At 58.5% G+C, this 23,069-nt stretch carries 21 protein-coding genes and 3 tRNA genes; 1 reads left to right on the top strand and 23 read right to left on the bottom strand.

Annotated elements, in window-relative coordinates; translation table 11 throughout:
• Positions 1–241: 241 nt before the first annotated feature.
• Positions 242–2,476: an NADP-dependent isocitrate dehydrogenase gene (locus tag VNZ65_RS02065; protein WP_325665576.1), complete on the top strand. Its 2,235-nt coding sequence runs from the start codon at positions 242–244 to the stop codon at positions 2,474–2,476.
• 672 nt (positions 2,477–3,148) lie between these two features.
• Here VNZ65_RS02065 and VNZ65_RS02060 read toward each other — a convergent pair.
• The 23 genes from VNZ65_RS02060 to acpP form a co-directional block, all read right to left on the bottom strand.
• A tRNA-Gly gene (locus VNZ65_RS02060) sits at positions 3,149–3,224 on the bottom strand.
• A gap of 12 nt (positions 3,225–3,236) precedes the next feature.
• A tRNA-Cys gene (locus VNZ65_RS02055) sits at positions 3,237–3,310 on the bottom strand.
• 113 nt (positions 3,311–3,423) lie between these two features.
• A tRNA-Gly gene (locus VNZ65_RS02050) sits at positions 3,424–3,499 on the bottom strand.
• Between the two features lie 126 nt (positions 3,500–3,625).
• Positions 3,626–4,243, bottom strand: coding sequence for a CDP-diacylglycerol--glycerol-3-phosphate 3-phosphatidyltransferase (pgsA, locus tag VNZ65_RS02045; RefSeq protein ID WP_325665574.1), 618 nt, complete (start codon positions 4,241–4,243; stop codon positions 3,626–3,628).
• A gap of 197 nt (positions 4,244–4,440) precedes the next feature.
• On the bottom strand, positions 4,441–6,324 hold the full coding sequence (uvrC, locus tag VNZ65_RS02040) for an excinuclease ABC subunit UvrC (RefSeq protein WP_325665572.1): 1,884 nt from the start codon (positions 6,322–6,324) through the stop codon (positions 4,441–4,443).
• Positions 6,325–6,336: 12 nt separating this feature from the next.
• Positions 6,337–7,395 carry a beta-N-acetylhexosaminidase gene (gene nagZ / locus VNZ65_RS02035; RefSeq protein ID WP_325665570.1) on the bottom strand — a complete coding sequence of 353 codons (1,059 nt, stop codon included), beginning with the start codon at positions 7,393–7,395 and terminating at the stop codon, positions 6,337–6,339.
• Complete coding sequence (gene acpS / locus VNZ65_RS02030; RefSeq protein ID WP_325665568.1) at positions 7,392–7,784, bottom strand: holo-ACP synthase; 393 nt, start codon at positions 7,782–7,784, stop codon at positions 7,392–7,394. Before acpS ends, nagZ begins: the two co-directional genes overlap by 4 nt.
• 259 nt (positions 7,785–8,043) lie before the next feature.
• Positions 8,044–8,811, bottom strand: a complete 768-nt coding sequence (gene pdxJ, locus VNZ65_RS02025) for a pyridoxine 5'-phosphate synthase (RefSeq protein ID WP_325665566.1) — start codon at positions 8,809–8,811, stop codon at positions 8,044–8,046.
• Between the two features lie 45 nt (positions 8,812–8,856).
• Positions 8,857–10,047 carry a benzoate/H(+) symporter BenE family transporter gene (locus VNZ65_RS02020; protein ID WP_325665564.1) on the bottom strand — a complete coding sequence of 397 codons (1,191 nt, stop codon included), beginning with the start codon at positions 10,045–10,047 and terminating at the stop codon, positions 8,857–8,859.
• A gap of 49 nt (positions 10,048–10,096) precedes the next feature.
• The gene (gene recO, locus VNZ65_RS02015; RefSeq protein ID WP_325665562.1) at positions 10,097–10,933 is read right to left on the bottom strand and encodes a DNA repair protein RecO; all 837 of its coding nucleotides are present in this window, start codon (positions 10,931–10,933) and stop codon (positions 10,097–10,099) included.
• Between the two features lie 43 nt (positions 10,934–10,976).
• Complete coding sequence (gene era / locus VNZ65_RS02010; RefSeq protein WP_061939078.1) at positions 10,977–11,903, bottom strand: GTPase Era; 927 nt, start codon at positions 11,901–11,903, stop codon at positions 10,977–10,979.
• A complete protein-coding gene (gene rnc / locus VNZ65_RS02005) occupies positions 11,900–12,943 on the bottom strand; it encodes a ribonuclease III (RefSeq protein ID WP_325665560.1) in 1,044 nt (347 codons plus the stop codon). The genes era and rnc overlap by 4 nt, the downstream gene beginning before the upstream one ends.
• Before the next feature lie 116 nt (positions 12,944–13,059).
• Positions 13,060–13,425 carry a DUF4845 domain-containing protein gene (locus VNZ65_RS02000; RefSeq protein WP_325665558.1) on the bottom strand — a complete coding sequence of 122 codons (366 nt, stop codon included), beginning with the start codon at positions 13,423–13,425 and terminating at the stop codon, positions 13,060–13,062.
• A 28-nt stretch (positions 13,426–13,453) separates the two neighbouring features.
• Positions 13,454–14,371, bottom strand: coding sequence for a signal peptidase I (lepB, locus tag VNZ65_RS01995; protein WP_325665556.1), 918 nt, complete (start codon positions 14,369–14,371; stop codon positions 13,454–13,456).
• On the bottom strand, positions 14,368–16,161 hold the full coding sequence (lepA, locus tag VNZ65_RS01990; protein ID WP_061939070.1) for a translation elongation factor 4: 1,794 nt from the start codon (positions 16,159–16,161) through the stop codon (positions 14,368–14,370). The genes lepB and lepA overlap by 4 nt, the downstream gene beginning before the upstream one ends.
• Before the next feature lie 498 nt (positions 16,162–16,659).
• Positions 16,660–16,932 carry a glutaredoxin family protein gene (locus VNZ65_RS01985; RefSeq protein ID WP_325665553.1) on the bottom strand — a complete coding sequence of 91 codons (273 nt, stop codon included), beginning with the start codon at positions 16,930–16,932 and terminating at the stop codon, positions 16,660–16,662.
• Positions 16,933–17,023: 91 nt separating this feature from the next.
• Complete coding sequence (locus tag VNZ65_RS01980) at positions 17,024–18,472, bottom strand: DegQ family serine endoprotease (RefSeq protein WP_325665551.1); 1,449 nt, start codon at positions 18,470–18,472, stop codon at positions 17,024–17,026.
• A 51-nt stretch (positions 18,473–18,523) separates the two neighbouring features.
• A complete protein-coding gene (locus tag VNZ65_RS01975) occupies positions 18,524–19,576 on the bottom strand; it encodes a MucB/RseB C-terminal domain-containing protein (protein WP_414649019.1) in 1,053 nt (350 codons plus the stop codon).
• Positions 19,554–20,177: a sigma-E factor negative regulatory protein gene (locus VNZ65_RS01970; protein WP_325665547.1), complete on the bottom strand. Its 624-nt coding sequence runs from the start codon at positions 20,175–20,177 to the stop codon at positions 19,554–19,556. The genes VNZ65_RS01975 and VNZ65_RS01970 overlap by 23 nt, the downstream gene beginning before the upstream one ends.
• A 54-nt stretch (positions 20,178–20,231) precedes the next feature.
• Positions 20,232–20,834, bottom strand: coding sequence for an RNA polymerase sigma factor RpoE (gene rpoE, locus VNZ65_RS01965; RefSeq protein ID WP_061939062.1), 603 nt, complete (start codon positions 20,832–20,834; stop codon positions 20,232–20,234).
• Positions 20,835–20,915: 81 nt separating this feature from the next.
• On the bottom strand, positions 20,916–21,425 hold the full coding sequence (locus VNZ65_RS01960) for a protein YgfX (RefSeq protein ID WP_325665543.1): 510 nt from the start codon (positions 21,423–21,425) through the stop codon (positions 20,916–20,918).
• Between the two features lie 68 nt (positions 21,426–21,493).
• The gene (fabF, locus tag VNZ65_RS01955) at positions 21,494–22,735 is read right to left on the bottom strand and encodes a beta-ketoacyl-ACP synthase II (RefSeq protein ID WP_325665541.1); all 1,242 of its coding nucleotides are present in this window, start codon (positions 22,733–22,735) and stop codon (positions 21,494–21,496) included.
• Positions 22,736–22,765: 30 nt separating this feature from the next.
• On the bottom strand, positions 22,766–23,008 hold the full coding sequence (gene acpP / locus VNZ65_RS01950; protein ID WP_011871492.1) for an acyl carrier protein: 243 nt from the start codon (positions 23,006–23,008) through the stop codon (positions 22,766–22,768).
• Positions 23,009–23,069: the final 61 nt, after the last annotated feature.

The following is a 23,069-nucleotide window of genomic DNA, read 5'->3' as shown; positions in this document are numbered from 1 at the left end:
GCATGTCAATCGCTAACATTTTGTTGGTGCTAAAACCCAACTGCGAATAAACTTCATCCTTTGAGATGAAATTTCATCCCTCGGGATGGATGCAACCGTCATCCAGGCCAGCATAGCCCGCCAAAAATTGGCAATCTGCAAACGAATTCAGTGAATTCAGCGCGCCCTTAAGCTTGGTGAAAGCAAACACCAATATCATGTGGCGGCACCAACCAACGCATCAACCGCTAGGAGAGTTACAGTGACTGCAAGTAAATCGACCATCATCTACACCCTGACCGACGAAGCGCCGCTGCTGGCGACCGCTTCCTTCCTGCCTATCATCAAGACTTTCGCCGCACCGGCAGGTATCGACGTCGTCAAGAGCGACATTTCGGTGGCCGCGCGGATTCTTGCCGAATTCTCCGACAACCTCAAGCCCGAACAGAAAGTGCCGGACAACCTGGCCGAACTGGGCCGCCTGACCCAGCTGCCGGAAACCAACATCATCAAGCTGCCGAACATCAGCACCTCGGTGCCGCAACTGATCGCGGCGATCCGCGAACTGCAGACCAGCGGCTACAACATCCCTGACTTCCCGGAAGATCCGAAGTCGGATGAAGACAAGGCGATCCAGAAGCGTTACTCGAAAATCATCGGCAGCGCCGTCAACCCGGTCCTGCGCGAAGGCAATTCCGACCGCCGCGCGCCAGCTGCAGTCAAGCGCTATGCGCGCAAGCATCCGCACTCGATGTCGAAATGGAGCCCTGCTTCGCGCACCCACGTTTCGCACATGCACGGCGGCGATTTCTACGCCAGCGAAAAATGCATGACGCTGGCCGAAGCCTGCGACGTCCGCATGGAACTGGTGACCAAGGCCGGCGAAACCATCGTCCTCAAGAACAAGGTATCGCTGCTGGCCGGCGAAATCATCGACAGCATGTTCATGAGCAAGAAGGCCCTGTGCGCCTTCTACGAAGAACAGATGGAAGATGCGCGCGAAACCGGCGTCATGCTGTCGCTGCACGTCAAGGCGACCATGATGAAGGTGTCGCACCCTATCGTGTTCGGCCATGCCGTGAAGATTTTCTACAAGGACGCTTTCGCCAAGCACGGCAAGCTGTTCGAGGAACTGGGCGTGAACGCCAACAACGGTCTCTCCAGCGTCTACGAAAAGATCGCTACCCTGCCGGAATCCAAGCGCGATGAAGTGATCAAGGACCTGCACGCCTGCCACGAACATCGTCCGGAACTGGCGATGGTCGATTCGGCCAAGGGTATCTCCAACCTGCATGCGCCGAACGACGTTATCGTCGACGCTTCGATGCCGGCCATGATCCGCCTGGGCGGCAAGATGTGGGGCGCCGACGGCCGTCCGAAGGACACCAAGGCGGTGATTCCGGAAAGCACTTTCGCCCGCATCTATCAAGAGATGATCAACTTCTGCAAGACCAACGGCGCTTTCGATCCGACCACCATGGGCACCGTGCCGAACGTCGGCCTGATGGCGCAGAAGGCGGAAGAATACGGTTCGCACGACAAGACCTTTGAAGTGCCGGCCGACGGCGTGGCGCGCATTGTCAAGCTGGATGGCAGCGTGCTGCTGGAACAGAACGTCGAGCAAGGCGACATCTGGCGCATGTGCCAGGTCAAGGACGAGCCGATCCGCGACTGGGTCAAGCTGGCGGTGAACCGCGCGCGCCTGTCCGGCATGCCGGCGATTTTCTGGCTGGACGAGTACCGTCCGCATGAAGCCGAACTGATCAAGAAGGTGCGCGCCTACCTGAAAGAATACGACCTCACCGGTCTTGACATCCAGATCATGTCGCAGGTACGCGCCATGCGTTACACGCTGGAACGCGTGATCCGCGGCAAGGACACCATTTCAGTCACCGGCAACATCCTGCGCGACTACCTGACCGACCTGTTCCCGATCATGGAACTGGGCACCAGCGCCAAGATGCTCTCGATCGTTCCGCTGATGGCGGGCGGCGGCATGTTTGAAACCGGCGCCGGCGGCTCCGCGCCTAAGCACGTCAAGCAGCTGGTAGAAGAAAACCACCTGCGCTGGGATTCGCTGGGCGAGTTCCTGGCGCTGGCGGTTTCGCTGGAAGACATGGGCATCAAGACCGGCAACAACAAGGCCAAGATCCTGGCGAAAACCCTGGACGACGCCACCGGCAAGCTGCTCGACAACAACCAGTCGCCATCGCCGCGCACCGGCGAACTGGACAACCGCGGCAGCCAGTTTTACCTGGCCCTGTACTGGGCGCAGGCGCTGGCGGCGCAGACCGAAGACAAGGAACTGCAAGCGCATTTCGCAGTGCTGGCCAAGACACTGACCGAGAACGAGCAAAAGATCGCCGCCGAACTCAAGGACGTGCAAGGCCATGCAGTGGACATCGGCGGCTACTTCCTGCCTGACCCGAAGAAGATGGAAGCCATCATGTGCCCAAGTCCCACCTTCAATGCAGCGTTGAGCGCCGCGCGCGTCTGAAGATAAAGCAGCCGGACCGATCTGTGCCGGCAAGCCGTGATTGCCGGATGCAGATCCGGCACACATGAAAAACGCCCCGTTCGCGTGAGCAAACGGGGCGTTTTTTTACCTCTGGCAGATGACAGTGATTTGCTGCGCTTTAGCGATGCGCTGCCAATGGCGGCATGTTTGCCGATAAAGGAGATGACTCCCGAAACCCAGCCCTATCTGGAAAGTGGCTCCGGCGAAAGGTGAATCAACTCGTTTATCGGCTCCCGCAAGGGAAACCGCCAGGCTCAAGAAAATGCCGTCGACAGCAGCATCCATACCGATAAAGGAGAAGACTCCCGAGACCCAGTCCTATCTGGAAAGTGGCCCCGGCGAAAGGTGAATCTACTCGTTTATCGGCTTTCGCATGGGAAATGGCGGCGCCCGAAAATGCGGCGGATGCCGGCATTTTCACCGATAAAGGAGATGACTCCCAAGACCCAGTCCTATCTGGAAAGTGGCCTCGGCGAAAGGTGAATCAGCTCGTGTATCGGTTCCAGGGAAAGCGATAGTGCCGCGTGTGCGGTACTCCATAACAATCGCACAGACGTGGAAAAACCACATTGCGCATCAGGAGAAAAATCAAGGTGGGATTTTCTTACTGAACCGACCAGGAAGGTAATAATACCTTCCTGGCCTGGCATTTGGAGCGGGAGAAGAGGCTCGAACTCTCGACCTCAACCTTGGCAAGGTTGCGCTCTACCAACTGAGCTACTCCCGCGTAAGGAGTTTTTGGAGGCGGGGGTCGGGATCGAACCGGCGTAAACGGCTTTGCAGGCCGCTGCATAACCACTTTGCTACCCCGCCAGGGGTGTTGCGCCAAAATACTAAATCAATATTGGTGTATCACCTTCTACAACCAATATCTCGTTCAAGCTTAATAAAAAAAGGAAGCTTTACCAGCTTCCTTTTTTTGAATCTGGAGCGGGAGAAGAGGCTCGAACTCTCGACCTCAACCTTGGCAAGGTTGCGCTCTACCAACTGAGCTACTCCCGCATTTTGTTTCTTTTTACTACGCCATTTCTGCATCAACTACAGAGACGACATTATAGTTGATCTACAGAGTTTGTCAACGAAATTTGAATTTTTTCACCAACTTTTTTCAAATCACCGACTTTTACTTCACTGCTTGTTGTTTTCGCCGCTTGCCGCGGTGCTCTCCGCGGTACTCTCTTTAATCAGAGGCCAGGCTTTACGTAAATAGTAAAACATCGACCAGACCGTGAGCACTGCTGCAATCCACAAAAGCACCTGCCCCCAGAATCGAGTGCTGATGCCAAACAGATCGCCATAATACAACAACATTGGGATTGCTACCATCTGTGCGGTGGTTTTAATTTTGCCGATGGAGCTGACCGCCACCGATTTCGAGGCGCCGATCTGCGCCATCCATTCACGCAAGGCGCTGATTGCAATCTCGCGGCCAATGATCACGAAAGCGATGATCGGATCGACCCGCCCCAGGTGCACCAGCACCAGCAAGGCGCCAGCCACCATCAGCTTGTCCGCGACCGGGTCGAGGAAGGCGCCGAAGGCCGAAGTCTGGTTCCAGCGGCGCGCCAGGAATCCGTCGAACCAGTCGGTGACGGCGGCGACGATAAAGATGATGGTCGAAGCCAGGCCCAATTGCAAAGTCGAGAAATTCGAAAAACCGAGATCAGGAAGATAGAAAACGCCAACCACCAGCGGGATCAGTGCGACCCGCAGCCAGGTCAGTAAAATCGGAATATTAAATGGCATAAATAGTTTTATTGGTAAGGAGCCCGACGTCCATGTGCTAATTATCTAGGAGTATGCAGCCGTTGGGAAATAAAACCTGCAAAAGCGACAAGCTGAACCGCAATTGCAACACATGCCGTGTTCCCGCAGGGTGGACACGTCTTTGCGCCCCCGACTATCTTGATCCGCCAGCGCTCTTTGCAAGAGCGCCGCCGGATTCAATGCAATTGCCGATAGATTTCCTCCGCCAGCTGCCGCGAAATGCCTTCCACCGAAGCGATATCCTCGATGCTGGCATCCGCCACGCCACGCAGGCCGCCGAAGCGTGCCAGCAGCTTCTGGCGGCGTTTGGCGCCGATGCCTTCGATCTCTTCCAGCCGCGAACTCTGGCGCGTCTTGGCGCGCTTGGCGCGCATGCCGGTGATGGCGAAGCGGTGCGCCTCGTCGCGGATCTGGGCGATCAGCATCAGTGCGGCCGACTCCTTGCCCAGCTCGCGCGCCGCCCGGCCGTCGGCGAAGATCAGGGTTTCCAGGCCGACCTTGCGCCCTTCTCCCTTGGCGACGCCGACGATCAGGCCGATGTCCAGCCCCAGTTCGGCCAGCACCTGGCGCGCCATTTCGACCTGGCCCTTGCCGCCGTCGATCAGGACGATATCGGGCATGAGGTTGGACGTAATGCCGTCGCCATTCGCCACTTTTTCATAGCGTCGCATCAGCACCTGGCGCATCGCCGCGTAATCGTCGCCGGGGATGATGTCCTTGATATTGTAACGACGGTATTCACCGTTCTGCATGGCGTGATGATGGAACACCACGCAGGAAGCCTGGGTCGCCTCGCCCGAGGTGTGGCTGATATCGAAACACTCTGCGCGCAGGCTGTCGATATCTTCGACCTCAAGCCCGAGGACTTCGACCAGCGCCCGCGTGCGGGCCTGCTGCGAACCCTGCTCCGACAACAGCCGGGCCAGTGAAATCTCGGCGCCCTTGTGCGCCATTTCCAGCCACTGGCGGCGCTGCCCTTGCGGCTGGAACAGCAGGTTGATGCGATGGCCGCATTGCTCCATCAGCGCCACCATCAGCGCCGGTTCGTCGAACTCGGTGTTGAGGATCAGGATGCCGGGAATGAACATGTCGATGTAGTGTTGCGCCAGGAAAGCCTTCAGCACCGCCGCCTCGATAGACTCGCCTGAAACTTCCTCCGGATTCGACAAGGCGCCATCGACATGACTAGGAAAATAAGCGCGGTCGCCCAGGTGGCGGCCGCCGCGCACCATCGCCAGGTTGACGCAGGCACGCCCGCCCTGGACGATGACGGCGATGATGTCGATATCGCTGTCGCCCACGGTTTCCATGCTTTGCTGGTGCAGCACGCGCGACAGCGAGGTGATCTGGTTGCGCACGCCGGCGGCCTGCTCGAACTTGAGTTCGGCGGCATAGGCATGCATCTTCTGCTCCAGCGTGGACAGTACTTCTGTCTGGCGGCCGCGCAGGAACTTGGCGGCATTGTCGACATCGGTCAGGTAGTCTTCATGGCTGACCAGCTTGACGCAAGGCGCGCTGCAACGCTGGATCTGGTGCAGCAGGCAGGGCCGGGTGCGGTTGGCGAAGACGCTGTCCTCGCAGGTGCGCAGCAGGAATACCTTTTGCAGGATCTGCATCGATTCCTTGACCGCCCAGGCATTCGGAAACGGGCCGAAGTACTGGTTCTTCTTGTCGACCGCGCCGCGGTAGTAGGCCATGCGCGGATATTCCTGGCTGCTGATCTTCAGGTAGGGATAGGATTTATCGTCGCGGAACAGGATGTTGTAGCGCGGCTGCAGCGACTTGATCAGATTGCTTTCCAGGATCAGCGCCTCGGCTTCGCTGCGCGTCACTGTCGTTTCCAGACGGGCGATGCGCTCCACCATCATGGCGGTGCGCGGGCTGGCCAGGTTCTTCTGGAAATAGCTCGATACGCGCTTCTTCAGGTCGCGCGCCTTGCCGACGTAGAGGATATTGTCGGCAGCGTCGAAATAGCGATACACGCCGGGCAGGTTCGGCAGCTTGGCGACGGTTTCCAGCACCAGTGCACGCGGATCGGGCAGTTCAGCTTCTTCGGTCATGGGTCCGCTCGCTCAGGCCGGCAACGACTGCGCCAGCGACCTTGCGGCCTGGTAGCGGGCGTCGGCCTGCAATGCATCCCAGCCGAGCGCCGCGCTTTGCGGCAGCAGCGCCATCAGGCGGGCGCGCGAAGCGACGGCACGAACGTCGTCCACAGCGTTGCCGAGTCCGCTCAGCAACTGGTCGGCCTTGTCTGGCGAATTGCAGATCAGGACCACGTCGCAGCCGGCCTGCAATGCCGCCTTGGCGCCGTCCAGCACGCCGCCGGCGGAACTGGCCGCCTGCATGCTGAGATCGTCGCTGAAAATCACGCCGCCGAAACCGATATCCTGACGCAGGATCTCCAGCCATTTTTTTGAAAATCCGGCCGAATGCTGGTCCACCTTGGCATAGATTACATGCGCCGGCATCACCGCCGCCAGGCTCATGCCGAGCCAATCGTAGGGCTTGATGTCTTCTTCCATGATCTGTTCCAGGCTGCGCTGGTCGATCGGCAGCGACAGATGGGAATCGCCCTCGACGAAGCCATGGCCAGGGAAATGCTTGCCGCAGTTGGCCATGCCGGCCAGCGCCAAGCCGTGGTTCAGGCTCTTCGCCAGCAAGGTCACCACGCGCGGATCGCGGTGGAAAGCACGGTCACCGATGACGGTGGAGTCGCCGTAATCGAGATCCAGCACCGGCGTAAACGACAGGTCGACGCCGCAGGCGCGCAGCTCGCTGGCCAGCACGAAGCCGACCGCGGTGGCGGCCTTGGTGGCGGCCAACACGTCTTTATCCCACAGCTGCCCGAGCAGGCGCATCGCCGGCAGGCGGGTGAAACCGTCAGTGCGGAAGCGCTGGACGCGGCCGCCTTCGTGGTCGACCGCGATCAGGATACCGGGACGTGCTGCATGGATCGCAGCAGTCAGCGCGCACAGCTGGGCACGATCCTGGTAATTACGGGTAAACAGGATCACGCCGCCGGTCAGCGGGTGCCGGATGCGGCGGATATCGTCCGCGCTCAGGCTGGCGCCGACCACGTCCAGCATGACCGGACCCAGCGGTTGTTTTTCTACGGAATTACCACCACTCATTTTTGCTCCACAATGACGAAGGCGACCGCATATTCGGCCTCATCGGTGATCGATACCTGCGCAGTCAGGCCCTTCTGTTGCATGTATTCTTCCAGCGCCGGATTGACCACCACGATCGGCTTGCCGCTGGGCGCGTTCAAGGTCTGCATGGCGCGCCAGGTCATCGGCATCTTCATGCCCAGCCCGAGCGCCTTGGAAAACGCTTCCTTGGCGGCAAAGCGGGTAGCCAGGAAACGAATCCCGCGCGCTTCCACCTTGGCTTTGCGCCGCAGATATTTTTCCATCTCTTGCGGGCCGAGGATCTTTTGCGCGAAGCGCTCGCCATTGCGCTGCAGCGCCGCGGCGATGCGCGGGATCTGGATGATGTCGGTGCCGATGCCGTAGATCATGCTGATTTTCCTGTTGAAAAATTCATAAACTGCGTTAAAACCTTCCACGGATTTTCGTCGCGCTTAGGCCACGCAGCTAACTGGGGTCGGGGTGTAGTTCTGCGCGCTTTTTGCAGAAGCTTCACTCCGACCCCACTTAGCGGGCTACGTAGTACTGCCGGTCTTTCTCCGAATCCGTCATCTGGGGTCGGAGTAATTTACGACGATAAAACCGTCGTAAAAAAACTCTGACCCCAGATGACTCTGTCAGCTTAGCACCCTACTTTGCCAAGTTCGCTAGTCGTGCTTTCACCATTAGCGCCTTCATTTCACTGACCGCAGCCTGCCAGCCGACAAACACTGCATGCGCTACGACAGCGTGGCCGATGTTCAGTTCGACGATATCAGGAATCGCGGCGATCGCCTGGACGTTGGTGTAATGCAGGCCGTGGCCGGCATTCACCTTGAGGCCGCGCCGCATGCCCTCTTGCACCGCCTGTTGCACCCGTTCCAGTTCCGCGCGCTGTTCCGTTTCGTCATGCGCTTCGGCATAACGGCCGGTGTGCAGTTCGATCACCGGCGCCCCGGCTTCGGCGGCAGCCTGGATCTGGTCGGCTTCGGGATCGATGAACAGGCTCACGCGTATGCCCTCGCCTTGCAGCTGGCGTACCGCCGCCTGCACCAGGGCGAAATGCTTGACGACGTCGAGCCCGCCTTCGGTGGTCAGCTCGTGCCGGCTTTCCGGCACCAGGCAGGAATCGTGCGGCTTGATCTTGCAGGAAAAATCGATCATTTCCTGGGTCACCGCGGCTTCCAGGTTCATCCGTGTGCGCAGCTGCGGACGAATCAGTTCGACATCGGCGTCGCGGATGTGGCGGCGGTCTTCGCGCAGGTGCAGGGTGATAGCGTCGGCGCCCGCTTCTTCCGCCAGCAGCGCCGCCCGCAACGGATCCGGATAGGTGGTGCCGCGCGCATTGCGCAGCGTGGCGACGTGGTCGATATTGATGCCAAGGTCGATAATCGACGATGTTGGGTTGAGATAGCTCATCGTAGGCTTAGTGGTTGGATGGGTTTATCGAGTATCAAGATTGCATTAATTCTGCCGTGCTGGCAATGCTTCCGGCGCGACAGGACGCTGCCAGTTCAGGACAAAGAACGCTATCGCGCCCGCCACCAGCCCCCAGAACGCAGCGCCGACGCCAAACAGCGTGACACCCGAAGCAGTCACCAGGAAAGTGATCAGCGCCGCTTCGCGCTGGCTGTCGTTGGCCATCGCCATGGTCAGGCTGTTGGCGATGGTGCCGAACAGCGCCAGGCCGGCAATCGCCAGCATCAGTTCTTGCGGGAAGGCGGCAAACAAGGCGCCGACGGTGGCGCCGAACAAGCCCACCAGCAGATAAAAGCCGCCGGCCGCCACCGCCGCCCAATAGCGCTTGGCGGGATCCTCGTGTGCTTCCTTGCCCATGCAGATGGCGGCGGTGATCGCCGCCAGGTTGAGCGAGAAGCAGCCGAACGGCGCCAGCACCAGCGTGGTCAGCCCGGTCCAGGTCAGCAGCTGGGAAATCGGCGTGCGGTAGCCGGAAGCGCGGATCACCGCCACGCCGGGTGCATTCTGCGAAGCCATGGTGACCACGAACAAGGGAATGCCGACGCCGATGATGGTGGACCAGGAAAAGCTCGGCATGGTGAATACCGGCGCCGCCCAGGCGAAATGGAAATGTTCGAAATGCAGCAGGCCGCGGCTGGCCGCCAGCCCGACGCCGATCAGCAGCACGATGATGATGGCATAACGCGGCAGCCAGCGCTTGCACAGCAGATAGACCATAAACATGGCGAACACCATGAGGAACTGCGGCTTCATGGCGACGAAGACGTTCATGCCGAAATGCGCCAGGATGCCGGCCAGCATGGCGGCGGCAATCGACAGCGGGATCTTGCCCATGGCGCGCTCGAACCAGCCGGTGACGCCGCACAAGGTGACCAGGGCGGCAGCGAACATGAATGCGCCGATCGCTTCTGCCATTGGAATACCGGAAAGGCTGGTGACCAGCAAGGCCGCGCCTGGCGTTGACCAGGCGGTGACCACTGGGGCTTTATAACGCAGCGACAGACCGATGCAGGTCAGCCCCATGCCGAGGCCCAGCGCCAGCATCCAGGAACTGATTTGCTGCGGCGTGGCGCCGGCAGCCGCCGCCGCTTGCAAGACGATCACCGCGGAACTCGTGAAACCTACCAGCACCGTGACAAAACCGGCGGCAACGCTAGACCAGGGGAAGTTTTTCATCGGCTATCTGCTATGGCTATCTGCTATTCGGGCGGCTGCTTGCTCTGTTCTATAACTGCATCAGGTCGATCAGGATCTGGCGAGTGTTCAAGGGCGCGCCGCCCAGGTGATGCGCCAGCAGGAAGCGCATCAGCACCTTGCTTTGCGCCTGGGTGGCGGGATCGCTGTAATCCTCACGCTCCATGTCGAGCAAGGTCTTGCCGCTGACGCGCGGCCAGGCGTCGGCCGCGCGTGCCAGGCGCGGGCCGCGCTCGGGGTCGACCACGTAGCTTTCGGCCGGATCGACCGGCTGACCGCTGCTGGTGCAGCGGGTGAAATCGCCGGCCACGCCGGTCTGCTTGAGCAGCGCTCTTTCAAACTGACGCAGGACAATGGGGGCCGGCTCCAGATGCGCCAGCTGATTGAGCGTGGTGACGTAATGATTGAACAGGACGGCATGCGGATCGTCGCGCGCCACCAGCTTGACCAGCAATTCATTGAGGTAGAAGCCGCACAGCAGCGCCGACTTTTCCAGCGGCAGCAGGCCGCCCACCCATTCGGCGGCGATCAAGGTGCGGATTTCGGCTTTGCCGCTCCAGCTCAGCGAGAGCGGCTGGAAGGTTTGCAGGACGCCGCGCAATTTGGAGAGCGGCCGCTTGGCGCCTTTGGCGACCAGGGCGATGCGGCCGTAGTCGCGCGTAAAGACATCGATGATCAGGCTGGTTTCGCGGTGCGGATAGCTGTGCAGCACGAAGCCGGGCTGGGCGGTGACGCGGGTATCGCGTTCCGGCGTCCTGGCGCGCCGCTTGGGTGCGGCCGCAGCCGGGCCAGGGGCAACGCTGATCAGTACTGCGCTATCCTCCGGCAGTGCTTGCTCGGCATCGGCTTCAGCGATGATCGCATTCATGTCTGGCAGGTGGCTGGCGGGTGGTTCGGGCGGCTCGAATGGCTTACTCGTAGCCGTAAGCGCGCAATCCGGCTTCATTGTCGGCCCAGCCGGATTTCACCTTGACCCAGATTTCCAGGTAAACCGGACCGCCGAACAGACGCTCCATGTCGAGCCGGGCCTGGGTGGAAATATCCTTGAGGCGCGCGCCCTTCTGGCCGATTACCATCGATTTGTGGGTGTCGCGTTCCACCAGGATCGCCGCAAACACGCGGCGCAGATTGCCTTCCAGCTCGAATTTCTCGATCAGGACGGTGCTGGTGTACGGCAGCTCATCGCCGACGAAACGGAATACTTTTTCACGGACGATTTCGGCGGCAAGGAATTTTTCGCTGCGGTCGGTAATGTCGTCCTCGCCGAACATCGGCGGATTGGCCGGCAGGTGCTTGCGGATCTCGCCCTGCAGGTTGTCCAGCTGGAAACGCAGTTTGGCCGATACCGGCACCACCGCGGCAAAGTCGCGCATGGCGGCGATCTTCTGCGCGAACGGCAGCAGCACGGCCTTGTCCTTGACGCGGTCCGACTTGTTGATGACCAGGATGCACGGCACGTTGGCCGGCAACAGCGCCATCACTTGCTGGTCGGCCGGACCGAAAGTGCCGGCTTCGATGATGTACAGGATGACGTCGGCCGCAGTCAGCGTGGTGGTCACGGTGCGGTTCAGCGTCTTGTTCAGCGCATTCGAGTGGCGGGTCTGGAAACCGGGCGTATCGACGTAGACGAACTGGGTATCGGCGACGGTCTGGATACCGGTGATCCGGTGCCGCGTGGTTTGCGCCTTGCGCGAGGTAATGCTGACCTTGGCCCCGATCAGTTCATTCATCAGGGTCGACTTGCCTACATTGGGGCGACCGACAATCGCGATATAGCCGCAACGAAAATCAGCTGCCGGCGATGCTGCGCTTGGTGCCTGGGGTGTAGAGTCTGTCATGCGGTTTTCGATTTACTCGTAGTATGGGGTGCTGCACTAGGGGTGGATACAGTCGCCGCGGCAGGACTACCCGCTGCAGCGACAGATTCGATGGCGGCATGGGCTGCCGCTGTGCCGGTCTTGGCCGAGACGGCTGGAGCAACGCCTTCGGCGCTGCCGTTGGCGGCCTTGGCTGCCGCTTTCAGCGGCGCCTCCGCCAGCGCTTTTTCCTTGGCCGCGGCGGCGGTCTTGCCGCTGACGGCTTCTGCCGACAGCGCTGCGGCGGCGCTGGCCGCCTCCGGCGCGTCCGGCTGGATAGTGGCAATGCCGCTCAGTTTCAGCTGCGCAGTACGCGGCTTGGCTTTCTTGGCAGCCGAGGGAGCTTTGACAAAGGCTTTTTGCACCGCCTCCAGCGCCAGCTTGGCTGCTGCCTGCTCGCCGGCGCGACGGCTGCCGCCGCTGCCGAACACCTGGATATCCAGCTTGGGCACCAGGCATTCGATTTCAAATTCCTGGTTGTGCGCGGCGCCATGCGTCGCCACCACATTGTATTGCGGCAAAGCGATCTTTTTCCCTTGCAGGTATTCCTGCAGCAGGGTCTTGGCATCCTTGCCCAAGGTTTTGGGATCGACCGTATCCAGGATCGGGATATACAGAGCGCGGATCACATCCCGTGCGGCGTCGAAGCCGGCATCCAGGAAGATCGCACCAAACAAGGCTTCCAGCGTATCGGCCAGGATCGAGGGACGGCGGAAGCCACCCGATTTCAACTCGCCCTCGCCCAGCCGCAGGAATTGCGACAACTCCAGCCTTTGCGCGATTTCATATAACGATTGCTGCTTGACCAGATTGGCCCGCACCCGCGACAGGTCGCCTTCGTCTATCTTGGTGTAGCGGTCGAACAGCAGGGACGCAACCACGCAGTTGAGAATCGAATCGCCAAGGAACTCCAAACGCTCGTTATGCAAGGTGCTATGGCTGCGATGCGTCAAGGCCTGCTGCAAGAGCGTAGCATCCTTAAAAGTGTGGCCTAGCCGATTTTGCAATAACATGAGGTCCATTTTTTTCGCCGGCCCAGGAGGCCGCCGTCTGCTGCCGTTGTTGTTTGATGCGGTTATTCGATGCTGCTATTCGACGCTATTATTCGACACTTCTATTCAATTATATTGCTGTTTTACTATTTCGCCGTGCTGCCGGCATAGTCGATCAGCAAGCTGACCGGCCCGACCAGCGGAATCTTTTTCTGGTACGCAAAGCTGATCTGGATATCATCGCCGTTCTTGCTGATGTCCAGGTCCTTGCCTGAAATCGCATCGATATAGCCCACTTCAGCCTGCTTGTTAAACGCGTTCTGGATTTCCTGCACCGTGGTGCCGGCCGTCTTGGCGCTGACAATTGCCTTCTTGATCGAAAAATATTCGATCGTGGTCGGCGTCACCTTGGCGACCAGCACGCCGATACAGCCCAGTATTGCCAAAACAACGATCAAGCCAAATAATGTGATGCCTTGCTGCTTGCGTGGTGCTCCAGACATTCTTGTCATCCCTGACTCCGCTTTCGATTTATTTGATTTATTTAAAGAAAGTACCAATACGCTTGAAATTACCCAGGTTCATCCAGACCAGGAATGCCTTTCCAACAATATTTTCATCCGGCACGAATCCCCAGTAACGGCTGTCTTCGCTATTATCCCGATTATCCCCCATCATGAAATAATTTCCAGCAGGAACTGTGCAGGTGAAGCCCTCCGGGTTATAGGAACAGGCATCCTTGTTAGGAAAATCCATCACGCTTTCCAGCGAAATCGGCGGCCGGTTGCTGCGCACCGCGATCGTATGTTGCACATTTGACAGGTTCTCCGTGTACTGCTGGGAGTAATCCAGGCTGTCTTCATTCAGGTAATCAGGCAACGGCGCATAAGAAAGAGCTTGACCATTAATTGTTAAGCGCTTGTTTTGGTAAGTTATTTTATCACCGGGTACCCCAACCACGCGTTTGATGTAGTCGAGCGACATATCCTTCGGATATTTGAACACCATCACGTCGCCGCGCTGCGGATGATTCATCTCGATCACTTTTTTATTGATGATCGGCAGACGGATGCCGTAAGTGAATTTATTCACCAGGATCAGGTCGCCCACCAGCAGGGTCGGCACCATCGAACTGGATGGAATCTTGAACGGCTCATACAGGAACGAGCGCAGGAAGAACACCATGGCGATCACCGGGAAGAAGCTGCCTGAATACTCGACCCAGGTCGGCTGGCGCAGCAGGTCTGCTTCCAGCGCGCCGCGGCCGCTGTTTTCCAGCTTGATGCCGTCAGCGCTCAGCTTGGCGTTGCGCGCATCGAATTCGGCCAGCGCGGCGTCGGCCTTGGCGCGCCGTTGCCGGCTCAAGACAAAGCGGTCATAAAACCAGATGACGCCGGTGACAATGGTCAGGACAAACAGAATTAATGCGAAATTTCCTAAGATCGATTGCAATGTCATTTTTCATCCACTTGTAAGATTGCCAGGAATGCTTCTTGCGGGATCTCGACGGAACCCACCTGCTTCATGCGTTTTTTACCGGCCTTCTGCTTTTCCAGCAGTTTGCGCTTGCGGCTGATGTCGCCGCCGTAGCACTTGGCCAGCACGTTCTTGCGCAGCGCCTTGACGTTCTCGCGCGAAATGATGTTGGCGCCGATGGCGGCCTGGATCGCGACGTCGAACATCTGGCGCGGAATCAGTTCGCGCATCTTGGCGGCCACGGCGCGGCCGCGGTACTGGCTGTTGGCGCGGTGGACGATGATCGCCAGGGCGTCGACTTTTTCGCTGTTGATCAGCATGTCGACCTTGACCACGTCGGCCGAGCGGTATTCCTTGAACTCGTAGTCCATCGAGGCATAGCCGCGCGAGGTCGATTTCAGGCGGTCGAAGAAATCCAGCACCACTTCGGCCATCGGAATTTCATAGGTCAGCTTGACCTGCTTGCCGTGGTAGCTCATGTCGATCTGCTGCCCGCGCTTCTGGGTGCAAAGGGTGATGACCGAGCCCACATATTCTTGCGGCATGTACAGGTTGACCGTGACGATAGGCTCGCGCACTTCTTCGATATTCGACGGATCCGGCATCTTCGACGGATTGTCGACCAGCATGATGGTGCCGTCGCGCTTGACTACTTCGTAGATCACGGTCGGCGCGGTGGTGATCAGGTCCATGTCGAACTCGCGCTCGAGACGTTCCTGCACGATTTCCATGTGCAGCAAGCCGAGGAAACCGCAGCGGAAGCCGAAGCCCAGCGCCTGCGAGACTTCCGGTTCGTATTGCAGGGCGGCGTCGTTCAGCTTGAGTTTTTCCAGCGAGTCGCGCAGCGCATCGTACTGGTTGGCTTCGACCGGGAACAGGCCGGCGAACACTTGCGGCTGCACTTCCTTGAAGCCAGGCAGGGCTTCGGCCGCAGGCTTGGATGCCAGCGTGACCGTGTCGCCCACCTTGGCGGCCTTCAATTCCTTGATGCCGGCGATGATGAAACCGACCTGGCCGGCCGACAGCGATTCGCGCGACTGCGATTTCGGCGTGAACACGCCGACGCTTTCGGTCAGATGCTGGGAGCCGGTGGCCATCAGCAGGATCTTGTCCTTCGGCCGCAGCGTGCCGTTCTTGATACGCACCAGCATGACGACGCCGACATAGTTGTCGAACCAGGAATCGACGATCAGCGCTTGCAAAGGCGCATCCGGATCGCCCTTCGGCGGCGGCACCTTGACGATCAGCGACTCCAGCACTTCGCGCACGCCGAGGCCGGTCTTGGCCGAGCAGTGCACGGCATCGTGGGCGTCAATGCCGATCACGTCTTCGATTTCGGCAATCGCGTTGTCCGGATCGGCCGACGGCAGGTCGATCTTGTTCAGCACCGGCACCACTTCCACGCCCAGATCGAGCGCGGTATAGCAGTTGGCCACGGTTTGCGCTTCCACCCCTTGCGAGGCATCGACCACCAGCAGCGCGCCTTCGCAGGCCGACAGCGAGCGGCTGACTTCGTAGCTGAAGTCGACGTGGCCCGGAGTGTCGATCAGGTTCAGGTTATAGATCTGTCCATCCATCGCCTTGTAGGTCAGCGCCGCGGTCTGGGCCTTGATGGTGATGCCGCGCTCGCGCTCGATATCCATGGAGTCCAGTACCTGAGCCTCCATCTCACGGTCGGACAAGCCGCCGCAAGACTGGATGATACGGTCCGCCAGGGTGGATTTACCGTGGTCGATGTGGGCGATGATGGAGAAATTACGGATGTTGTTCATTGACAGACGCGATTACAAAAAAAGCGCTCTGAGCCGGGCTCAGTGCGGTGTCTTGTGTTTGGCGGCACAAAGGAATTTTTACTCCACGACCGGCACGCATCGGAGCGATAGTAAACTATCGCGAGAATGCGCAACGGCGGTTGGGGCAAAAAGACGAGCTGTGCCGGCAAGTACGAAACACTGCACTTGTGTCCCAGGCGAGCGCCTTTTATGACAGGTTATTCAGTGCCGCCATTTTACCGGATTTCAGAGGTGAAAACCGACAAATCAGCGGCCTGAGAGTATTGCCTTCCAGTATAACAAGGAAAGCAGAATATCAACATACTCCTACAAGTATCTTAAAAACACCTTAAGAACAGCCTGATACCGGGCTGTTTTTGAAAATTGATGCCGGGGTATAGGCACACAAGGCGTGTTTGGCGCGAATCGGGCAGGCACGACAGGCTGCCGCTCGCCCATTGAAAATAAAACAACAGGAGATTTGAGCGGCGGCCCCGCCTATTCGCTCAAAAACTGCTTTACCGCCCCGGCATCCAGGAAATAGTGACAAAGCTGGATCGCCTCCCCGTCATCCCTGCTGCCCACCAGGACCGGCACCAGCTCATCGTATTGCGCCACCAGCCCGGGATCGGCATCGACATCGGTCACATCGACGGTAAACCAGCCGGCATCGTCCTCGTTCGCAGGCCGCAAGGCCAGCAGCGCCTGCAGCATGTCTTCGCAAAGATGGCAGTAAGAACGGCTATATAAAATGAAGTGTTTTTTTGACATGCATCCACATTATTAAAAAATGCCGGACCGGGAAAACAAAAAGCTGCAGACCGGTAGGATCTGCAGCTTCAGGCAAGCAATAGCGCTAATCTCAGTTATTCGGACGCAACGGTACGAATTGCGAAGATTCGCCGCGGCGCACCAGCAGCACTGCCATCTTCTTCGATTCCAGCTTGGCTACCAGAGCGTTGAACTGCTTGGCGTCCTTGATATCGGTGTTGTTCAGGCGCTGCACCACGTCGCCGGCACGCAAGCCGACCTTGGCCGCGCTGCCTTCCGCCGATTCAACCAGAACGCCGCCGTCGACGCCCAGTTCTTTCTTCTTGGCTTCGCTCAGATCGCTGACGATCAGGCCAAGCGCATTGGCAACCTGCTGCTCTTTCTTCGGCTTGGCGTCATCATCCGTGGCGACCTTGTCGGCGGCCAGTTCCGTGATCATGATCGGGAAGTCGCGGCTGGCGCCCTTGCGCCAGACGCTGATGGTGCCGCGCGCACCGGGCTTGGTATTGCCTACCAGGCGCGGCAGGTCATTGGCTTTTTCGATCGCCGTGCCGTTGAATTTCAAGATGATGTCGCCCGCCTGCAGGCCAGCCTTGGCGGCCGGACCATCCGCTTCCACCCGCGCGACCAGCGCGCCTTCGGCCTTGGGCAGGCCTAGCGACTCAGCCACATCCTTGGTGACTTCGCCGATCTGCACGCCGATGCGGCCGCGGGTCACCTTGCCCGAAGCTTTCAACTGGTCAGAGACGCGCATCGCTTCATCGATGGGCACGGCAAACGAAATCCCCATGAAGCCGCCGGAACGGCTATAGATCTGCGAATTGATGCCGACTACTTCGCCGCGCATATTGATCAGCGGACCGCCGGAATTGCCTGGATTGACCGCAACGTCGGTCTGGATCAGCGGCAGGTAGTCGCCGGTGTCGCGCGCCTTGGCGGAAATGATGCCGGCGGTCACGGTATTCTCCAGGCCGAACGGCGAACCGATCGCCAGCACCCATTCGCCAGCCTTGATCTTATCGGAATCGCCCATGGTCAGGCGCGGCAGGTTGGCGCCATCGATCTTCAGCAAGGCGACGTCGCTGCGGGTATCCGCACCGATTACCTTGGCCTTGAATTCACGCTTGTCGGTCAGCGTGACATACACTTCGCTGGCGCCGTCGATCACGTGAGCATTGGTCATCACATAGCCGTCGGCGGAGATCACGAAACCGGAACCGACGCCGCGCGGCACTTCTTCCTGCGCCTTCGGATCAACCTTGCGGCCGCGCTGGCCAGGGGCCTGTGGACGCGGCATGTTGGGCACGGGAACGCCAAAGAAGCGACGGAAGAACTCCTGCATCTCGTCGTCGCTCGGGTCGCCCGAATCGCCCTGGCCGGACTTGATTTTTTCGGTAGTGCGGATATTGACTACTGCCGGCCCGGTCTTTTCTACGATGTCAGTAAAATCCGGCAGGCCGGAGACCGGTGCGGCGATTGCCTGTGGGCCGATGCCGACCATGGCTGGAACAAAAAAAGCGGCAGTCGCACTGACTGCCATTGCAGATAAAACACCACGAACCGGCCCAAGCATTTTCATAGTCATAAAGTTTTATTTGTTTTTGAGTTCAATCGAATTCGCCACCTGCTTCATCGCTGCTGGCGGCACGTCACCAACAATCGTCAGCCAGTAATCCCCCTGCCGCTTGCCGACGATGCTCAGCGCGCCCTGTTGCAAGGAGCCCTCGGTACGGCTTTGGCTGCCCGGTTCGATGAATATCGAAATCGCCACCAGTCCGTCCGAAAAAATCAATTGCGATACTTCGCGCCGCGCTGCCGGCGGCACGCTGGCGCCGTTCTTGGCCGGCGGGCCTTCGATCACCAGGCGTTTCAGCTCGCGCACCTTCTTGAAACCGGGCGGCATGCCACTGACGCTCCACTCGTTCAGCGCGGCCGGATTGATGACATTGCTTTCCGTATGCCAGGTATTGGTGCTGCCAAAACTCGGCCGCAGGCCGCGGCGATCGACGTTGCCTATGCCAATCTGGGTAAATGAAATCTGCTCGATGATTTCATTCTTGCCATTCAGGGTCTGCACGCGCAGCAGCAGAGAAGAGTTCTTTTCCGCCCATAGCTTGTAGCCGTAGCGCATATTGTCTTTCGGCTCCAGCAGCACCGCCTGGCAATCGAAGCCGGCAACGCGCCCGGTTTCGCCCATCTTGATATTGTAGTATTCGTTCAAGTCCGAAGGCAACGCCCCCAGGATGGCAGGAAAACCGTCCTGGGTGACGCGCTTTTCGACGATCTTGGTTTTCGTCTCCGGCAGGTAGCCGGTGACATCTTCATTGCGCCGGATATACTCGCGCGGCTGACCGTCGAGGATTTCCAGTTTTTCTATTTCATTGCGGCCTTCGAGCACATGCGTAATACGTGAAGTGCGTATCTGGTTCGCCTGCTGATAGATGAAGGTGCCGGAATAGTTCAGTTTTTGCGCCGCCGACTGAATCTTCCTCAGCAAGGCTTGCGCTTCCTGCTTGTCCGCGCCATTTCCGGCATCCGTGCTTTGCGCCTGAGCGGAAAGCACGATCATCGACAGCAATACTCCCAGCAATACTCCCGGCAAAACTCGCGCCTGCCGCATATTAGTTATCAGCATCAGGTGCAAATTTGGCTGGCCGTGCATACTGCGCAGCGCTATAAAGGGAAGGAGAGAAACGTTGATGCGCCGACAGATATTCATCCATCCGCGAATCACGCAACACTTCTCCGGCATGCGTCATGACACGAACGTCGCCAGCATTAGACGCCAGGGCCAGTTGCGGGGTTGCCACCGCAGCAGGCGCCGGAGCGCTGACAACCGCCAGTTGCGGCGAAATGATGAACGCAGCGGCTGCGACTGCCGCCGCCGCCATGCCTGGCAGGGCAAAGCGCTTGATGCTGCGTCTGCCGGCCGCCACGCCGATATGTACAGGCTGGCCGCCACCGACAGCAATCTGCTCGGATGGCTGTGCGGTGACGGCCAGCGGCGCAGCAATGATCGTCGGCTCGGCATCCAGCCGCGCCGCCATGCGCGCGGAAAAATCCGAACTCATGCTCAGCGCCATGTCGTCCGAACGCAGGATATCGCCTATCTGGTGATAGACATCCCATGTATCGCGGCTTTCCGCTTGACGCAAGGCCGCCAGCGCCATGTCAATGTAGGCGCTGGATAACTCCCCATCAGCCAAGGCAGAAATCTGCTCTTGGGTCATATCTTTGGTATTCATAAGTCACCTTAAAACCTGGCCAACCCCTTCGTTCCCGAAAAACCACTATCTTTTTTACCAACGTTTGTCGATGGCCGTACCCAGCAATGGCCTCAACTTATCTGCGATAGCTTCCCGTGCCCTAAATATCCGACTGCGTACCGTACCTATGGGACACCCCATTGCCTCAGCAATTTCGTCATAACTCAAACCCTCGATCTCGCGCAAGGTGATGGCCGTACGCAGCTCTGCCGGCAAAGCCTCCATTGCAGTATTCACGGTTTGTGCTATCTGCTTGGTGGCCAGCAAAGATTCAGGAGTGTTTATATCCCTTAGTTGCTCGCCGTCGTCAAAAGTTTCTGCTTCTTCTGAATTTGCCTCAGTCGAGGTCGGCGCCCTGCGCCCCTGGGTCACCAAATAATTCTTAGCAGTATTAATGCCAATCCGATACAGCCAGGTGTAAAAGGCCGAGTCGCCCCGGAACTGAGGCAGCGCCCGGTAAGCTTTGATAAAAGCTTCCTGCACAACATCCTCGGCTTCTGCCTGATCGCGCACCAGACGCGAAACAAGACGCATTAGCTTTCGCTGGTATTTGAGAACCAGCAGCTCGAACGCCTTCTTATCGCCGCGCTGTACGCGCTCGACAAGCAGTTGATCAATTTCGCGTTCTGTCGTCAAACCCCATTCCCTTGTTTTGTTGCGACCTGCATACGGGACCGGACATAGATAGTAAGCAATAGCATAAGTTCAATGAAAATCTTATTCATTAGCCAAGCCGGCGATCCCGGTTTTGTGCGTGCTGCTGCGGTGTGCTGCAATCCAGCGGCAAGCCACGGACAAAACTCTAAAAGTATCGTTAGAAACGCAATCAGGCAGTATAGCGATTGTTCGGACCGAGCCGCTAGCCAATCGGAGGCGCAGCAACAGTAAATATGACCAGATGGTGGTGCTTTCAAGCAATTGCGCCGGCACCAGCGTCGGTCTTAAGATTTGATTGCCTTTTTTAGCGGCAATATCAGCCAGCCTGATCTGGCCGTCGGCGCCGATCTCGACTTGAATGGCGCAGCGTTCTCGATAGTAGCGCAGCATGCCGTAAATAGCTGCCGCAAGGCATAGTGTGGCCAGAACAACACGTGCCGGCAATAGCAGAGTGCCTACAACGCCGGCGGCAATCAGAACGCCGGCAAGGCCGGTCAGCGTGCACTGTATCGCCACCAGCGCCAGCAATAGTCTGGATGGTTTGACAACCGCGGAGAGTGCGATCGACATGAGGCTAGCTCAAGGCGAAATTTGAACCGGTCGCCATGGAGACCGGTTCAAAGTCGTTTTGCAAATGCTTAGATTTTGCCAAAAACCAGGGTGCCATTCGTGCCGCCAAAGCCGAATGAGTTTTTGACAGCGATGTCAATCTTCATGTCCCGCGCGGTATTGGCGCAGTAGTCAAGATCGCACTCAGGATCCTGATTGAAGATATTGGTGGTCGGCGGCGAAATCTGGTTATGCAGGGCCAGTACCGTAAATACCGACTCCAGCCCGCCTGCGCCGCCCAGCAAATGTCCCGTCATCGACTTGGTGGAGTTCACCACCAGCTTGTAGGCGTGATCGCCGAAAGCCGCCTTGATGGCATCGGTTTCATTCTTGTCGCCCAGCGGCGTCGAAGTCCCGTGCGCATTCAGGTACTGCACCTGGTCGGCATTGACGCCGGCATCGCGCAAGGCATTGCCGACACAGCGGCGCGGGCCGTCCAGGCTTGGCGCCGTCATGTGATAGGCATCGCCGCTCATGCCGAAGCCGAGCAGTTCCGCATAGATCTTGGCGCCGCGCGCCTTGGCGTGTTCGTATTCTTCGAGCACCAGTACGCCGGCGCCCTCACCCAATACGAAACCGTCACGGTCCTTGTCCCAGGGACGGGAAGCCGTGGCAGGATCGTCGTTGCGCGCCGACAAGGCACGCGCCGAGGCAAAACCGCCAACGCCCAGCGGCGATACGCTGGATTCTGCACCACCGGCAATCATCACGTCGGCGTCGCCGTACTGAATCATGCGGCCGGCTGCACCAATGCAATGCAGGCCCGTGGTACAGGCAGTGACTATCGCCAGATTCGGTCCCTTCAGACCGTATTTGATCGACAGGTTGCCGGAAATCATGTTGATGATCGATGCCGGGATGAAGAACGGACTGATGCGGCGCGGGCCGCGGTTAGTCAGTTCGGCGTGTGTTTCTTCGATCAAAGGCAAGCCACCAATGCCGGAGCCGATGATGACGCCTATCCGCTCAGCATTAGTTTCAGTTACTTCCAGGCCACTGTCTTGCATCGCCTGCATTCCCGCCGCCATGCCATAGTGGATAAAGGTATCCATATGCCGGGCTTCTTTGGCCGGAATGTAATCTTCGATATTGAAGCCTTTGACTTCCCCCGCAAAACGCGTGGTAAAGGCAGTGGCGTCAAACTTGGTGATGGTTGCGATACCCGATTTGCCTGAGATAATCGCACTCCACGCATCGGCAATAGTATTGCCGACCGGTGAAATGCAACCCAGGCCGGTTATCACAACGCGGCGTTCACGTGTGCGGCTCAAGCGGTTCTCCTGGATACATTCAAAGCGTGCTTAGGCTGCCTTGACGTGGGCCTTAGCGTAATCAATTGCCTGTTGCACTGTAGTGATCTTTTCAGCTTGTTCGTCAGGGATTTCCATTTCGAACTCATCTTCCAGCGCCATCACCAATTCAACGGTGTCGAGCGAATCAGCACCCAGATCGTCGACAAACGACGACTCGATCTTGATGTCAGCTTCTGCGACGCCCAGTTGCTCAGCGACGATTTTTTTAACGCGTTGTTCGATATCGGACATGTGATGCCTCCATTAGGTTACAGAAAGTGCGCGCATTTTAGCAGGTTTGCGCATTGAAAAT

Origin of the sequence: Collimonas sp. (assembly GCF_035566555.1) — a bacterium.
GTDB lineage: Bacteria > Pseudomonadota > Gammaproteobacteria > Burkholderiales > Burkholderiaceae_D > Collimonas.
The sequence above is the reverse complement of the archived record's forward strand: the minus strand, read 5'-3'. Positions and strand labels throughout refer to the sequence as shown.

Bases quoted from the DNA above. Each gene is read 5' to 3' on its own strand.
- pgsA (WP_325665574.1), bottom strand. From the start codon at position 4,243: ATGCCATTTAATATTCCGATTTTACTGACCTGGCTGCGGGTCGCACTG.
- VNZ65_RS01960 (WP_325665543.1), bottom strand. From the start codon at position 21,425: ATGTCGATCGCACTCTCCGCGGTTGTCAAACCATCCAGACTATTGCTG.
- uvrC (WP_325665572.1), bottom strand. From the start codon at position 6,324: ATGACCGAAGAAGCTGAACTGCCCGATCCGCGTGCACTGGTGCTGGAA.
- lepA (WP_061939070.1), bottom strand. From the start codon at position 16,161: ATGAACAACATCCGTAATTTCTCCATCATCGCCCACATCGACCACGGT.
- VNZ65_RS02000 (WP_325665558.1), bottom strand. From the start codon at position 13,425: ATGACAAGAATGTCTGGAGCACCACGCAAGCAGCAAGGCATCACATTA.
- VNZ65_RS01985 (WP_325665553.1), bottom strand. From the start codon at position 16,932: ATGTCAAAAAAACACTTCATTTTATATAGCCGTTCTTACTGCCATCTT.
- acpP (WP_011871492.1), bottom strand. From the start codon at position 23,008: ATGTCCGATATCGAACAACGCGTTAAAAAAATCGTCGCTGAGCAACTG.
- VNZ65_RS01970 (WP_325665547.1), bottom strand. From the start codon at position 20,177: ATGAATACCAAAGATATGACCCAAGAGCAGATTTCTGCCTTGGCTGAT.
- era (WP_061939078.1), bottom strand. From the start codon at position 11,903: ATGACAGACTCTACACCCCAGGCACCAAGCGCAGCATCGCCGGCAGCT.
- lepB (WP_325665556.1), bottom strand. From the start codon at position 14,371: ATGACATTGCAATCGATCTTAGGAAATTTCGCATTAATTCTGTTTGTC.
- VNZ65_RS02020 (WP_325665564.1), bottom strand. From the start codon at position 10,047: ATGAAAAACTTCCCCTGGTCTAGCGTTGCCGCCGGTTTTGTCACGGTG.
- rnc (WP_325665560.1), bottom strand. From the start codon at position 12,943: ATGGACCTCATGTTATTGCAAAATCGGCTAGGCCACACTTTTAAGGAT.
- VNZ65_RS01980 (WP_325665551.1), bottom strand. From the start codon at position 18,472: ATGGCAGTCAGTGCGACTGCCGCTTTTTTTGTTCCAGCCATGGTCGGC.
- recO (WP_325665562.1), bottom strand. From the start codon at position 10,933: ATGAATGCGATCATCGCTGAAGCCGATGCCGAGCAAGCACTGCCGGAG.
- nagZ (WP_325665570.1), bottom strand. From the start codon at position 7,395: ATGAGTGGTGGTAATTCCGTAGAAAAACAACCGCTGGGTCCGGTCATG.
- acpS (WP_325665568.1), bottom strand. From the start codon at position 7,784: ATGATCTACGGCATCGGCACCGACATCATCCAGATCCCGCGCATCGCC.
- pdxJ (WP_325665566.1), bottom strand. From the start codon at position 8,811: ATGAGCTATCTCAACCCAACATCGTCGATTATCGACCTTGGCATCAAT.